The sequence below is a fragment of the Stenotrophomonas sp. STM01 genome (genome assembly GCF_014852135.1).
In the GTDB taxonomy this organism is placed as follows: Bacteria; Pseudomonadota; Gammaproteobacteria; order Xanthomonadales; family Xanthomonadaceae; genus Stenotrophomonas; species Stenotrophomonas capsici.
Map to the genome: position 1 here is coordinate 169888 of NZ_JACVBA010000004.1, position 14194 is coordinate 184081.

Consider the following 14194-nt stretch of genomic DNA (forward strand, 5'->3'; position numbering starts at 1 on the left):
ACTTACGGCCACCAGAACGCCGCCAGACGGGCAATGCCCGGTTCTATCGATGCCTCCATCGGCAGCGACAGCACCGCCACCGAGGCCGGCGGCATGCCGCGGTAATCCCCGGACTGGCCGCTGTGCATCAGCGCCACCAGCTGTTCCAGGCCCGGGTTGTGGCCCACCACCAGCAGCCGCTCGACCTCGCGGTGCTCATCCACCAGCGCCGCCAGCGTGCCGGGCATGGCGTCGTAGATGCGCTCCTCCAGCCGCTGCTCGACGTAGCCGGTCAGTGCCAGCACCGCCTCCAGCGTCTCGCGGGTCCGCCGCGCCGGCGAACACAGCACCCGGTCCGGGGTGAGCTTCTGCTCCAGCAGCCAGCGCCCGGCGGCCTCGGCCTCGGCCAGCCCGTGCGGGGAAAGGGGACGATCGATGTCGGCCAGGCCGTTGTTGGCCGGTTCGGCATGGGCATGTCGCAGCAGGATCAGTTCACGCATGGCCGGGGAGTACTCCTGTCAGACCTTGTTCAACCATTTGAGTAGCGGCTCCCAGTCCTGCTGGTGCTCGCGTACCTGGGCGGAGTGATAGTCGAACAGGCTGCGGCCCAGCCCGACCATCACCACGTAGCTTTGGCTGTCGCGCAGCTGCGCGACCACCTCATACGGCCATTGGCCCAGCATCTGCCGGGCCTGTTGCGATGTCTGCGTCCACGGTTTGGTGCGGTTGAGCACCAGCCCCACCGGCAGCGCGCGCGAATGCACGCGCTTGAGCTTGGACAGGCTGTTGAGGAAGCCGACGATGGCCTCGATGTCCAGGGCCGAGGGCAGGACCGGCACCACCACCGCGTCGGCGATGTCGGTGAAGCGCTCCAGGTCCTCGCCATAGGCGCCGGCGGGGGCATCGATGATGACCTGCTCGGTGCCGTCGGGGATCAGCTTTTCCCAGTTCTTCTTGCGGTGCACGTCGACCGGCAGCACGGCGCTGTCCAGCATGGCCCGGCGCTCGGCCCAGCGGCTGCTGGAGCCTTGCGGATCGGCATCGGCAATCACCGTGGCATGGCCTGCCAGGGCCGAATGCGCGGCCAGATGGGTGGCGATGGTGGTCTTGCCGACACCGCCCTTGGAGCCGGCTACCAGGATCGTCTTCATGCACGCCTCGTTTCCGCGGAACGTTCCCGCAGCGTACACCGCGTTGCATGACCAAAGGTAGTCACCGGGTGAGGGTCGGCCCCGGAGCCCGGCTTTGCTATCGTGTCGCCCCCGGGATGGAACCACCATGAGCGAACTGCAGGACCTGACCGCGCTGATCCGCGCCAACACGCCGTTGATCGTCATCCAGACCCAGGATGAGTCGCGGGTCGTGGAGCTGTTCCGGCAGGCGCTGATGCACGTCTGGCGGGCGTTGTACCGCTGGTCGATCACCGAGGGCCTGCGCCGGATCGACATGGACCGCGAGGACGAGGCGTTCGGCCCGCCCGACGCCAGCTCGGTGCTGCGGATGATCCAGGAGGCCGAGCAGCGCGGCATCTACCTGCTGCTCGATTTCCACCCCTACCTGGGCTACGCCAGCCACCAGCGGCTGCTGCGCGACATCGTCCAGCGCCGCCACAGCCAGCCACACGTGCTGGTGCTGGTCGGGGCCAAGGTCGAGCTGCCGCCGGAGCTGGAGGCCCTGGCCACCCGCTTCAACCCGCGCCTGCCCGACGCCAACGCGCTGCTGAAGATGCTGCGCGAGGAGGCGGCCAGCTACGCCAGGGACAACGGCGGGCGCCGGGTCGAGGCCGACCAGGACGCGGTGCAGCAGATCCTGCGCAACCTGCGCGGGCTGAGCATGACCGACGCCCGCCGCATCGCCCGCCAGCTGATCTACGAGGACGGCGCGCTGCAGGCCGACGACCTGCCACAGCTGGCCAAGCTCAAGTTCGAGCTGCTCAACCGCAGCGGCAACCTGCATTACGAGTACGACTCGGCGCGCTTCAACGAGGTGGCCGGCGCGCGCCGGCTCAAGCGCTGGATCGAGCAGCGCCGGGCGGTGTTCGTCTCCGGCAACGCCCCGCCGGGGCTGGACCCGCCCAAGGGCATGCTGCTGCTGGGCGTGCAGGGCTGCGGCAAGTCGATGCTGGCCAAGGCCACCGCCGCCGGCTTCGGCGTGCCGTTGTTGCGACTGGATTTCGGCACGCTGTACAACAAGTACCACGGCGAGACCGAGAAGAACCTGCGCGAGGCGCTGACCTCGGCCGAGCAGCTGGCCCCGTGCGTGCTGTGGATCGACGAGATCGAGAAAGGCCTGGCCAGCAACGGCGAGGACGGCGGCGTGTCGCGCCGGGTGCTGGGCTACCTGCTGACCTGGTTGGCCGAGCGCAAGGCGCCGGTGTTCATCGTGGCCACCGCCAACCAGGTGCACGAGCTGCCGGCCGAACTGCTGCGCAAGGGCCGCTTCGACGAGATCTTCTTCGTCGACCTGCCGGCCCCGGACGTGCGCGTGGAGCTGCTGCAGCTGCACCTGCAACGCCGCCAGCTGGACCCGGAAGCCTTCGCCCTGCCCGCCCTCGCGGCAGCCAGCGAGGGCTTCTCCGGCGCCGAGATCGAACAGGCGGTGGTGGCCGGGCTGTATGCCGCGCACGCCGAGCAGCGCCCGCTGGACACCGAGCTGCTGATGGCCGAGATCCGCAACACCCGGCCGCTGTCGGTGCTGATGGCCGAACAGGTGCAGTCGCTGCGTGACTGGGCGCGCGAGCGCACCGTGCCGGCCGATTGAGCCGCGGCATGCATCACCTGGCCCGGGTGAGCACGGCACGCCTGGGAAACGTTCGCCCACCCATCACCCACCGCCCGCGAACCTGACCGTCTCCGGCTTTGCCGATGCCACAGGCGGGCTTCGGCTCACTGTGGCGTGGACGGCGGTTGCCAGTCCGCCGGCGGCTCGGCGGCGATGCCATGCACGGCCAGCAGGCGGCGCATGGCCGGTAGTTCCCCGTCATCACCGATCCAGCGCATGTAGTCGGCGGGGCTCACCTTGGGCGCAGTGCCCTGTTCCGATCCGAGCACGCCGCTGGCGCGGATGCTGATCCACGCCAGCAGGCGCCGGCGCGCTTCCCACCGTGCCTGCGCGGGCGTGCCCGCGCTGGCTTCGAACATCCATCGGGCACCGGCCTGGGCCACCGCGTTCGAGGTGCTGTCGGCCATCACCGAGAACACGCGTTCGCACGCCTGCCTCCTCGCGGGCTCACCGATGTCCTTCGGGCACGCGTCGAAGGCCGTTTTCAGCTCCGGCATCCACACCGTCGCGGCGATGCCGAACAACGTGATCGCGCGCTCCTGGTCGGCATAGCTGCCACCGTTGCGCTGCTCCCATTCGGCCGCGCGCGCGGCATCGGATACCGGCCACGGCACGTCGCGCGTGGCTTCATCCAGCAAGCCCACCAGCTGTGCCAGCGAGTCACCGTAACGCGTGGCCTGCGTCGCCCGCTGCCACGCCTGCGCGGCCTGGGCAGCGTCCTTGCGGTGTTCGGCCAGCCGCTTCAACAGCAGTTGCGAACCGGCATCGGCGGCACCGTCCCCCTGCAAGGTCTGCACCGCGGCATCGATGGCGCAGGCGTCCTTCCCGATGCAACGCCGCACGGCTTCCATCGCGATCAGCGGCTGCGTGCTGCCGGACGCAATGGCCTGCGCGAGCCAGGCGTCGGCTTCGGGCTCGCGCTTGAGGCCTTTGCTCGCCAGATCCATGCGCATTGGCACCAGCAGGGAGGCGGCATACAGTTTGCGCGGCTCACCGGTGGCCGCAAGCCCGCGGGCCAGTTGCAGGCGTGCGGCGTTCTGGGCCTCGATCCGTGCCAGCAGCTGCTCCGGTGCGATCTCCTCCTCCGCCGGCGGTTGCGCATTGGCCATGCCGGCAAACACCAGCAACACCATCGCCCACACTCCCTGTCCACGCATGCCTTGATCCTCCCAACGGGTTGAAATTCGTCGCCGTACGCGCATCACCCCAGGTGATGCAGCACCCACACCCACGCCGGCAGGGTCACCAGCGACAGCACGATGCCATACCCCACCATCGCCGCGGCCAGGCGCGGCGCCAGCCGGTGCGAGATGGCCAGCGCGGCGGCGGTGATCATGGTCGGCATGGCCGTCTCCAGCACGTTGACCTGCAGCATCTCACCACGCAGGCCAAAGGCCAGTGACAGCGGCAGGGCCACCGCCGGCAACACCAGCAGCTTGAGCAACAGACCCACCGCCAGGGGCGCCAGCTCGGCACGCGACAGGCGCAACTGGATGGTGAGGCCGACCGCCAGCATCACCAGCGGCAACATCGCGTCGGCCAGGCTCTTCAAGGCCGAGGCGACCCACGACGGCGGCTCGGCCGGCATCAGCGTCACCGCGAACAGCAGTGCCCATAGCGGCGGGAAGCGGAGGATGCGCAGCAGGATCTCGCCGGCGGTGGGCGGCGCATCGCCGCTGTAGCGGGCCAGCACGTATAGGCCGAAGGTCGAGAGCAGCACGAAGGTGCCGAACTGGTCGTAGACCACGGCGTACGGCAAGGCATGGTCGCCCAGCAATGCACGCACCATCGGATAGCCGATGAAGCTGGAATTGCACAACGCCACGCACAGCAGCAGCACCGCATGCACCTGCCGCTCGAAGCCGAACAGGCGCGTGGCCAGGCTGACCAGGCCCACGCTCAACAGCATCAACAGCCAGGGAGTGGCGATGATGCCGGCCAGCGACAGGTCCAGCTGCAGGCGCGGCACGTAGGTGAGCACTGCGGCGGGAAGGCACAGGTACAGCACCACGCGGTTGAGCGTGTCGGCGGCGTTGTCCGGGAAGGTACGCCGTCGTGCGAAGACCATGCCCAGCGCGAGCATGGCCAAGATCAGTGCGAATGCATCGAAAGCCATGCCGCAAGCATGCCCTGCCGGGCCGCGCCATTGGAATCGGCAATCGTCCGGATGTGGTCAAGCGCCGCCCGGCCAGCGGGCGAAGCGGTGGTCAGGGCCAGGCCGGCGGATTGGCCGCCCAGGCCTGCTGCACCTCGGCCAGCTGCGCGCGCTCGGCATCGGTCCAGGCCGGCAACAGGCGCGCGAACTCGGCGCTGCTGCCCCATTGGGTGGGCTCGGTACGCACGGCGGCGGCATACCAGGCCAGCGCATCGGCCTTGTTGCCCTGCTTCCACAGTGCCAGCGCCAGGGTCGGCGGCAGCCAGCCGGGGTTGCCGCGCGCACTCTCGGCCGCGCGCGTCCACAGGCCCAGGGCGGCATCGACCTCGCCCCGGCGATACAGGTCCCAGCCCTGGTTCCAGCGCAGGCCGCGCATCTGCACCGAGGACTCGCTCACCGTCGCATAGGCTTCCTGGTACAGCTTGGCCCCCAGTTCATCGCGGCCCTCGGCATAGGCGATGCTGGCCAGCTGCACGGTCGCCTCCAGCCCCTTGCGGCCGCGCTCGCGCAGCTTCATCAGCTGGTCCACCACGTCGGCCTGCTCCGGCGGCACCGCCTGGATCGGCTTGGCCGCCGTGTCCTCGTCGAAATAGAACTCGTTGATCTTCGGAAGGCCTTCGGCCCATGCATTGGAAAACAACAGCCCGGCCAGCACGGTGCCGGCGACCAGACGCCTGATCATCCCCATCACAGCAATCCCCGTATCCCGATTTTCACATCCAGCCCCCGATCCTAACCCGCAAGGCGGCCCGTGTGCGATTGCAGCAGGGGGGGCTGAAACGGCCACTGCTACAATCGCCGGCTGCCACGCGCGCCGCCAGCGGCGCCAGCCGCCAGCCGTTTTTTGCAATGGGCCAGCCATGACCAGCACTGCCGAACTTACCTCGCCCGCGTCCGCCAATGACCCGCTGATCGGGGTCCGCGACCGCGACTACACGCTGGACCACAAGTACACGCGCACCGACGGCCGCATCTACCTGAGCGGGGTACAGGCACTGGTACGGCTGCCGCTGATGCAGCAGCAGCGTGACCTGGCGGCGGGGCTTAACACCGGCGGTTTCATCAGCGGCTACCGTGGCTCGCCGCTGGGCGGCTTCGACCTGGAGCTGTGGCGCGCGCGCAAGCACCTGGAGGCGGCGCGGGTGAAGTTCGTGCCCGGCCTCAACGAGGACCTCGGCGCGACCATGGTCTGGGGCACCCAGCAGACCAACCTGTTCCCCGGCGCCAACGTCGATGGCGTGTTCGGCATGTGGTACGGCAAGGGCCCGGGCGTGGACCGCTGCGGCGACGTGTTCAAGCACGGCAATGCCGCCGGCACCTCGAAGCACGGCGGCGTGCTGGCGCTGGCCGCCGACGACCATGCCTGCCGCAGCTCGACCCTGCCGCATGGCAGCGAGGAGGAGTTCGTCAGCGCGATGATGCCGGTGCTGAACCCGGCCGGGGTGCAGGACATCCTGGACATGGGCCTGGTCGGCTGGGCGATGAGCCGCTACACCGGCCGCTGGATCGGCTTCAAGACCATCGCCGAGACGGTGGAGTCCTCGGCCTCGGTGGATGTGAACCCGTTCGCGCGGCAGATCATCCTGCCGGAAGATTTCGAGATGCCGTCCGCCGGGCTCAACATCCGCTGGCCGGACCCGCCGATGGAGCAGGAGATGCGCCTGCACCGCTATGCGGTGAAGGCCGCGCAGGCCTTCGCCCGCGCCAACGGCATCGACAAGGTGGTGATGGACGCGCCGAACGCGCGGCTGGGCATCGTCACCACCGGCAAGAGCTACCTGGACGTGCTGCAGGCGCTGGAGTACCTGGGCCTGGACGAAAAGGCCTGCGCGCAGATCGGCATCCGCGTGTACAAGGTCGGCATGACCTGGCCGCTGGAACCGCAGGGCATCGCCGCATTCGCACGCGGCCTGCAGGACATCGTCGTGGTGGAGGAGAAGAAGGCCTTCATCGAGCGGCAGATGAAGGAGTACTTCTACAACTGGCCGGCCAGCTGGGGCGCGCGCCCGTCCATCGTCGGCAAGTACGACGAGCAGGGCGAATGGATCCTGCCGTCCACCGGCGAACTCACCCCGGCCACCATCGCCGGCGTGATCGGCCGTCGCATCCAGCAGTTCTTCAACACCGAATCGATCGAGCAGCGCCTGCGCTGGATGGACGAGAAGGAAGCGGAGATGGCGCTGCCGCGCGCGCAGTTCCCACGCGTGCCGCATTACTGCTCCGGTTGCCCGCACAACACCTCCACCAACGTGCCGGAAGGCTCGCGTGCGATGGCCGGCATTGGCTGCCATTACATGGTGACGTGGATGGACCGCGACACCGACACCTTCACCCACATGGGCGGCGAAGGCGTCACCTGGGCCGGGCAGGCCGCCTTCACCGACACCGAGCACGTGTTCCAGAACCTCGGTGACGGCACCTACTTCCACAGCGGCTCGCTGGCGATCCGCCAGGCGATCGCCGCCGGCGTCAACATCACCTACAAGATCCTCTACAACGATGCGGTGGCGATGACCGGCGGGCAGCCGGTGGACGGCACCCTGACCGTGCCGCAGATCGCGCACCAGATGCGCGCCGAGGGCGTGTACACCATCGTGCTGCTGTCCGACGACATCGACAAATGGAAGTCGCGTCGCCACGAATTCCCGTCCGACGTGGAGTTCCACGACCGCGCCGAGCTGGACGCCGTCCAGAAGCAGCTGCGCACGGTGAAGGGCACCAGCATCCTGATCTACGAGCAGACCTGCGCCACCGAGAAGCGCCGCCGCCGCAAGCGCGGCAAGCTGGTCGACCCGCCCAAGCGCACGATGATCAACTCGCTGGTCTGCGAAGGCTGCGGCGATTGCGGCGAAAAGAGTTTCTGCGTGTCGGTGCTGCCGAAGGAAACCGAGTTCGGCCGCAAGCGCGACATCGACCAGTCCAACTGCAACAAGGATTTCTCCTGCACCACCGGTTTCTGCCCGAGCTTCGTCACCGTGCACGGCGGCCAGCTGCGCAAGGGCAAGAAGAGCGATGCGGCCAGCCTGCTCGACAACCTGCCGACCCCGGCGTTCCGCACTGACCTGTCCCAGCCCTGGAACATCCTGATCACCGGCGTCGGCGGCACCGGCGTGGTCACCATCGGCGCGCTGCTGGGCATGGCCGGCCACCTGGAGGGCAAGGGCGCCAGCGTGCTCGACCAGACCGGCCTGGCGCAGAAGGGCGGCGCGGTCACCACGCACATCCGCATCGCCAACACCCCGGCCGACATCCACGCCGTGCGCATCGCCGCCGGCGAGGCCGACCTGGTGCTGGGCTGCGACATGGTGGTGGTCAATGACTACTGGGCGCTGTCCAAGGTGCGCGCCGAGCGCTCGCAGGTGGTGCTCAACACCTACGAAGCCATGCCCGGCACGTTCACCACGCACCCGGACATGCAGTTCCCGGCCGCCGACATCATCGCCGGCGTGAAGGTGGCACTGGGCGGGCGTGACCCGATCCTGCTCGACGCCACCCAGCTGGCTACCGCCCTGCTCGGCGACGCGATCGCCGCCAACCTGTTCATCCTCGGCTTTGCCTGGCAACAGGGCCTGGTGCCGCTGTCGCTGGAATCGCTGATGCGCGCGGTGGAACTCAATGGCGCGGCCATCGAGATGAACCAGAAGGCGTTTGCCTGGGGCCGGCTGGCGGCGATTGATCCGCAGGCCGTGCAGCAGGCCGCCGGGCTGGTGCGCAACGCGCCGACCCAGGCCGAACGCACGCCGGGTGCATTGCATGAACTGCCGCCGGGCGAATGGGAAGGCAGCGAGGCCGGCGCGCCGTCGGCACCGCGCAACCCCGGCAATGAACCGGAGGTGCGCGGCCTGCCCGCCGCCGGCCCGGCCAATGGCGAAGCCACCTTCGCCGCGCTGGACGACGGCCGCCTGTCGCGCTCGCTCGACGAGCTGGTCGCGCGCCGCAGCGCCTTCCTCACCGACTACCAGGACGCGGCCTACGCCAAGCGCTACCGCACGCTGGTCGATGCGGTGCGCAGCGCCGAGCAGCAGGCCGTGCCGGGCAGCACCGCGCTGACCGAGGCGGTGTCGCGCTACTTCTTCAAGCTGATGGCCTACAAGGACGAGTACGAAGTGGCCCGCCTGTACACCAGCGGCGACTTCATCAAGCGCGTGCAGCAGCAGTTCGAGGGCGACTACCAGGTGCGTTTCCACCTGGCACCGCCGCTGTTCGCCAAGCGCGACGAGCAGGGCCAGCTGCAGAAGAAGGAATACGGCCCGTGGATGTTCAAGGCCTTCGGCCTGCTGGCCAAGCTCAAGGGCCTGCGCGGCGGCCGCTTCGACGTCTTCGGCTACACCGAGGAACGCCGTGGCGAACGCCAGCTGATCGCCGACTACGAGAAGACCCTGCAGGAACTGCTGGGCGGGCTGGACGCGCGCCGGCTGGCGCTGGCGGTGGACATCGCCAGCATCCCCGAGCACATCCGCGGCTACGGCCACGTCAAGGAAGCGCACCTGCACGAAGCCAAGGCCCGCGAAGCGACGCTGCTGGCGACGTGGCGCAACCCGAGGGCACTGCATATCGTGCAGATGGCGTAAGCCGATGATGCGCCGCCTGTACTGCCTCCGGGAGGCGATGCAGGTGGCGCACGATCACCGGGGCGGGTTAGCCAATGCCGGCGATGATGCGTTTCCCGCTCAGGCTGCATGGGGCATGCACAACCTGTTCGCATAGCCGCCCGGCCGTTCGCCGGGAAGCTGCGGTTCGGGGAGGCGGGTCGCCTGTCAGCGCGTCCGGAAATCCATGGAGACCAGCGACGGCCGCGCCTGCCCACCCACCTGCGCCGGCGTCCATTGGACGGACAGCACCATCTGCTTCTCCTGCTCGGTCAACGCGAACCGGGACGGATAGGATAGGAAACGACGGCATCCTGCGGTGTTCCAGCGGCATCCAGCGCCACCACGACGCAGGTCAGGCTGCTGCCGGAGCGCATCCAGATACCACGGGGAAACGTCGGCAGCGTCCCCACCGGCGCAGGCTTCACGTCGGCCGATTCACCGATGACGTGGTCCGGGACACGTTTCTGGATTTCTGCCAGAAGCGGCGCCTTCTCGCATGATTGGATCGGGCGATCACGCGCCAGTGCGCTGTTGGCGATCAACAGGAATGCTGCAACAAGCACGATCTTGAACATGTGACCCGACCTTCCGTTGGTGGTGAGTTGAAGTATCCATTGCACGGTGCATGTGCAGCCGGTTAGCGGGTGGACCGTGCACTTGCTGCCGCTTGATTCTGGAAGCGTTGGGCTTGGCCAGCAATGCGGCGCTGGTCATACCGGTGCTCAGCGGCGTGACGCTGTTGTGGATTTGATCTTCCAAGGCCGCTTCCGGCCAGAAGCGGACGTTCGAAATGCCTGAATTTGGCCGCGCCGCGATGCGGCATCGGTTTGAATGAACTTTTTGCTCTCACTTCGGCAGGGACCCCATCACTGTTCCCAGCACCCCAGTGGTTGTGCTTACCGCGATACCCGCAATAATCTCCTTAGTTACGTCCTTAATGTCGGAGTAGAGGGATGAGTCCTTCTTGCGGACAACTTCGAGCGCAAGTTGAACCGCAGGATCGGCACCTTGCAACTTTCTCGAATGCGCCTTGACTAAAGTTGCTACAGCTGATTTGAGCTCAAAGTCAGCAGTTTGGTATCGAGCTAGTGCATCAAGCACAACCGATGGGGACGTAATACAGCTTAGGCTCGACCCTATTAGGGATTGAAGCGCGGCCACCTGATGCTCCAAGCTGCCAATTCGCTCTGAAGATTGCAGGCGCGCTTGCTCCATCATGTCTCGCGTCATCTTGACCTCGAGCGCAGCAAGCTGAAGCTTGTTGTTTAGCTCCATGATCTGCATTGGGTCGGAAAGTAATTGATCCGGCCGAATCTCCCCCTTCAGGACCATCCCATAACTCCCAAGCGTTTCTAGAACGCGCTCCTGCTCGCCCGAAGGAGTGATGATGAGCATAGAAACCGTAGTGCCGGCCTGCTCGATAGTGACTTCTACTGGGATTCCTGGGTACTTCTGCGCGATGATTCTGGAGAAATTGGCAAGGATTGAAACGCCGGCCTGAGCATACTCTGGCTCGAACGTTATGGTTCTTTTGATTTTTGCGTTTCCATCCTCGTCATAGATGATGTCAACGCATAGCTCGACACATTCATCGCAGACGAACACCGCCGGACCGGCGATGAGCTTTACAACTTCGTGCTGACTCTTGCCGCAGAAGCTGCAGTAAAGAATGCTGGACGAATCATTAGTTCGCATGTGATATCTAACTCTGGAATTAAGCCGACCCGCGGAGCACGTTCGGCTTGAATGAACTATTAGGTGTTGACTCGGGCAAGTCCATCAGCTGCTCCAAGCCAGACGTCCGGCAACGAGAGTGGATAGAAGCAGGATCAGGCATAGCGTGCAGAGCCAAAAGCTAATGCACTGTGCAGCGGTCCGTAGCGCCTTGTTGGTGACCAGGGCGTAGCCAGCGGCCGGAACAACGGCAAGCATGACAACAGAAGATAGGCCCATAAGAATGAGAAGGGGGCCTGTGAAGGGAGGGCTGAAGTCGAGCGTGATCAAGCTCGCCAGCGAAATAAGCCACGCTCCAGATAGAGTAAAGAGCAAAGGTGTCGGCATCCCGACCGTGGCGCGCATTCTCATATCAGCACCCAGCCTCGGAATTAAGCCGGCCCGCGCAGGGGGTTCGGCTTGAATGAATTGTTAGGGCGCATCCCGGCCCCAGGGCGTCGCTCGTCCGATGTTGCAGATGGCACCTGACCACTGATTCAAGTGACCGGTCTCAGTTGTGGTGAAAATCCCCTCGACGCGGGCGTAGCGGTCGTTCAATGCTTCAGGAATAGTAGCGCCGCTGACCCACAGCCCATTGGGCGTAATGGTCTGCACGTAGTCCTCGCGATGGGAATAGATCGCTGAGTGCTCCAAGGACTGATGCAAGAAGCCAATTACCGCTACGGATCGACCTTCATAACGCTCCGGATTAGCAAGTAGCGCCGCCAGGGAAACGTTGATTGGTTCAACTACGTCTGTGGAGCAAGGGTCAGAGCTACGAGCAGCAGGTATGGAAGATGGCGGTGACTCTGCCGAGCACCCGCCAATCAATAGCGCCAAGGTTGGGAATATCTTCCACATGGGCCCAAACTGCCTAATAGACGGACCCGTGAGTCCGGTTATACGACTTATCCCCCAAGCACCGTATGAGGGGCTTTCCCCTTGATACGGCTCGATCTTAGGGCGGCCGGGTCCGGCTAACAAGCCAGCGCATAACCGGACCCCGCGAAGGGCTCAGTGACCACCGCAAGCTCGCTCCGGTAGAAGTTCTGATGTCGGCCATGGGTCGCATGGCGCCCAGCGGCCAGGAGCGGACCTTCGACTCCGGAACTAAGCCGCGCCGAGAAGCGGCGTTGGCTTGAACGAACTAGTAGGTGTCACTTTATGAGGGAGGAACTCTCGCGATGCTTGAGTGCATCAAACTGGGTTGCAGCGTAGGCTGCCCCTAGACCGTAGTGCTGGTGGAAGGTGGACTCTGCCACTAAGGAAAAGATCTGTGGCTCGTAGCTCCGAGTGATCCCCCATCCCGAGCATGGATCTCTTGAATCGAGCCTTCCGACTTGTACAAACGTGTCACCAGCGCTCTGATCACCTTTCCAGACACTCACCACTTGCCAGATTACCGTCTGTTGATATCGAGCATTGGTCGGCAGTCGATCAATTGCTTCTGGACTAGGTGACATCGCGAGAGGGCGAGCAAGAAACACTGAACCATAGTTTTTGAAAATCTCCTCTGGGCTATCGGGAAAGAGGGAGCAAGCCTGCGCGGCGCCCGATAGCATCAGCAACACGCTCGCGGTCAGGGAAACGATGAACTTCGGCATGACACCCAGCTACTTGGAAGACGAACCCGTCGGTCCGGTTGCACGACTTACCCACAAAGCACCGCATGGCGGGCTTTTCCCTCGATACAGCTCGATCTTAGGGTGACTGGGTCCGGCTAACAAGCCAGCGTATAACCGGACCCAGCAGTAGGCTCGGCGGCCGCACCAAGGGCCGCTATGGGTCGAAAGCAGCCACCCATTCGTCCAAGGCATCGATCAGTATTCTGTTCGTCTACAACTCTTTTCCGTCAGTAATTTCACGGAGGCACGAACTGCATTACCCGAGCAGGTGATGCGGATTCTCCTTGAACGATCATCAGCAACCGGAATGTCTTCGCGGCGAACCCGTTCACTAGCTTCGCGACTGAAGCCGCTCCTACCGGGTAAGTTTCCCCGCCGGGCTTACTTCAGCTGCGAGGGCGACACGCCGTACTGGCGCTTGAAGGCGGCGCTGAAGCTGCTGGTGTGCGCGTAGCCGGCGATGGCGGCGGCGACGTCCACCGGTACGCGCTGGCGCTGCAGCGCCTGGCGGGCGCGTTCCAGCCGCAGCTGGCGCTGGTGGTGGGCGATGCTCTGGCCGTGGCAGTGCTGGAAGCCGCGCTGCAGGTCGACCGCGTTGGTGCCGAGCTGGCGCGCCATCTGGGTGATGCTCAGTGCGTCGGCCTCGCCGCTTTCCAGCCATTGCTGCAGGCGTAACACGCAGCGCTGCAAGTGCGCGCTCAACGGACGCGCTTCGTCCTCCTGCGACAGGGCCTGCAACACATCAGCGGCCAGCTCCAGCGCGAAGCTCTCCTGCTGCAGGCGGCGCACCAGCGGCAACGCCTGCGGTGCGTCCTGCAGCAACCGTGTCGCCCGCTGCAGCAACGGCGCACCCGGGCGCCAGGCGTGGTTGTCGGCATGGCTGCGGCATACCCGCGACAACCGCGCGCTACCGGTTGCATCGCCATCCAACTGACGGCGCAGCCAGTCATCGCCCAGGTGCAAGCTGACCTTGCCCTCCTGGCGACCGGCCTGCCAATGGCGCCGGAAGCTGTCTTCCTCGCGCAGGTGCACCAGCATCGTCGGCATGCGCCGCTGGGCGCCTTCCAGGCGCAGCCGATGCCTGCCGATGGCCACGTCGGCCTCGCCATCGACCAGGAAGCCGGCGGTGATGCCCGGCGCCAGCCGGTTATGGCTGCTGCCGCCGACCATGTCGCGGCTGCGGCTCAGGTACAGCACCACCCCGTCATCGACCGCGTGCACCTGCTGCCAGCCGGCCAACACCGGCGTGGCGTCGGCCATGCCGGCATCGAAATCGACCTGCCCACCCAGCGCGTGGGCGGCGGTCATCAGTTCGGCGCAGGTGAAAACCTGCATGCAGGGCATCCTGG

Annotated in this window: 10 protein-coding genes and 1 pseudogene; 2 read left to right on the forward strand and 9 right to left on the reverse strand. The window is 65.9% G+C overall.

The annotated features are described in order from the left end of the window. Positions 1 to 2: 2 nt before the first annotated feature. Positions 3 to 479, reverse strand: a complete 477-nt coding sequence (locus IB227_RS16720; protein ID WP_192288315.1) for a histidine phosphatase family protein — start codon at positions 477 to 479, stop codon at positions 3 to 5. Positions 480 to 497: 18 nt separating this feature from the next. Further along, positions 498 to 1130 (reverse strand): ParA family protein, encoded by a 633-nt coding sequence (locus IB227_RS16725; protein WP_132862347.1) that lies wholly within the window; start codon positions 1128 to 1130, stop codon positions 498 to 500. A gap of 127 nt (positions 1131 to 1257) precedes the next feature. Here IB227_RS16725 and IB227_RS16730 point away from each other — a divergent pair, with 127 nt between their 5' ends. Further along, positions 1258 to 2739 carry an AAA family ATPase gene (locus IB227_RS16730; RefSeq protein WP_132862346.1) on the forward strand — a complete coding sequence of 494 codons (1482 nt, stop codon included), beginning with the start codon at positions 1258 to 1260 and terminating at the stop codon, positions 2737 to 2739. Positions 2740 to 2864: 125 nt separating this feature from the next. Here IB227_RS16730 and IB227_RS16735 read toward each other — a convergent pair whose 3' ends face one another. The 3 genes from IB227_RS16735 to IB227_RS16745 form a co-directional block, all read right to left on the reverse strand. Next, positions 2865 to 3917, reverse strand: a complete 1053-nt coding sequence (locus tag IB227_RS16735; protein WP_192288316.1) for a hypothetical protein — start codon at positions 3915 to 3917, stop codon at positions 2865 to 2867. A 44-nt stretch (positions 3918 to 3961) separates the two neighbouring features. Beyond that, positions 3962 to 4876 (reverse strand): AEC family transporter, encoded by a 915-nt coding sequence (locus IB227_RS16740; protein ID WP_132862344.1) that lies wholly within the window; start codon positions 4874 to 4876, stop codon positions 3962 to 3964. 91 nt (positions 4877 to 4967) lie between these two features. After that, positions 4968 to 5603 carry a tetratricopeptide repeat protein gene (locus IB227_RS16745; RefSeq protein ID WP_132862343.1) on the reverse strand — a complete coding sequence of 212 codons (636 nt, stop codon included), beginning with the start codon at positions 5601 to 5603 and terminating at the stop codon, positions 4968 to 4970. A 172-nt stretch (positions 5604 to 5775) separates the two neighbouring features. Here IB227_RS16745 and IB227_RS16750 point away from each other — a divergent pair, with 172 nt between their 5' ends. After that, on the forward strand, positions 5776 to 9486 hold the full coding sequence (locus IB227_RS16750; protein WP_192288317.1) for an indolepyruvate ferredoxin oxidoreductase family protein: 3711 nt from the start codon (positions 5776 to 5778) through the stop codon (positions 9484 to 9486). A gap of 290 nt (positions 9487 to 9776) precedes the next feature. Here the strand turns inward: IB227_RS16750 and IB227_RS16755 are convergent, their stop codons facing one another. The 4 genes and pseudogenes from IB227_RS16755 to IB227_RS16770 form a co-directional block, all read right to left on the reverse strand. After that, positions 9777 to 10082, reverse strand: coding sequence for a hypothetical protein (locus IB227_RS16755; protein ID WP_192288318.1), 306 nt, complete (start codon positions 10080 to 10082; stop codon positions 9777 to 9779). Positions 10083 to 11031: 949 nt separating this feature from the next. Further along, positions 11032 to 11202: pseudogene (locus IB227_RS16760) on the reverse strand (ClpX C4-type zinc finger protein); the annotation flags it as partial. Positions 11203 to 12377: 1175 nt separating this feature from the next. Then, complete coding sequence (locus tag IB227_RS16765; protein WP_192288319.1) at positions 12378 to 12824, reverse strand: hypothetical protein; 447 nt, start codon at positions 12822 to 12824, stop codon at positions 12378 to 12380. A gap of 402 nt (positions 12825 to 13226) precedes the next feature. Next, a complete protein-coding gene (locus tag IB227_RS16770) occupies positions 13227 to 14180 on the reverse strand; it encodes an AraC family transcriptional regulator (protein ID WP_192288320.1) in 954 nt (317 codons plus the stop codon). Positions 14181 to 14194: the final 14 nt, after the last annotated feature.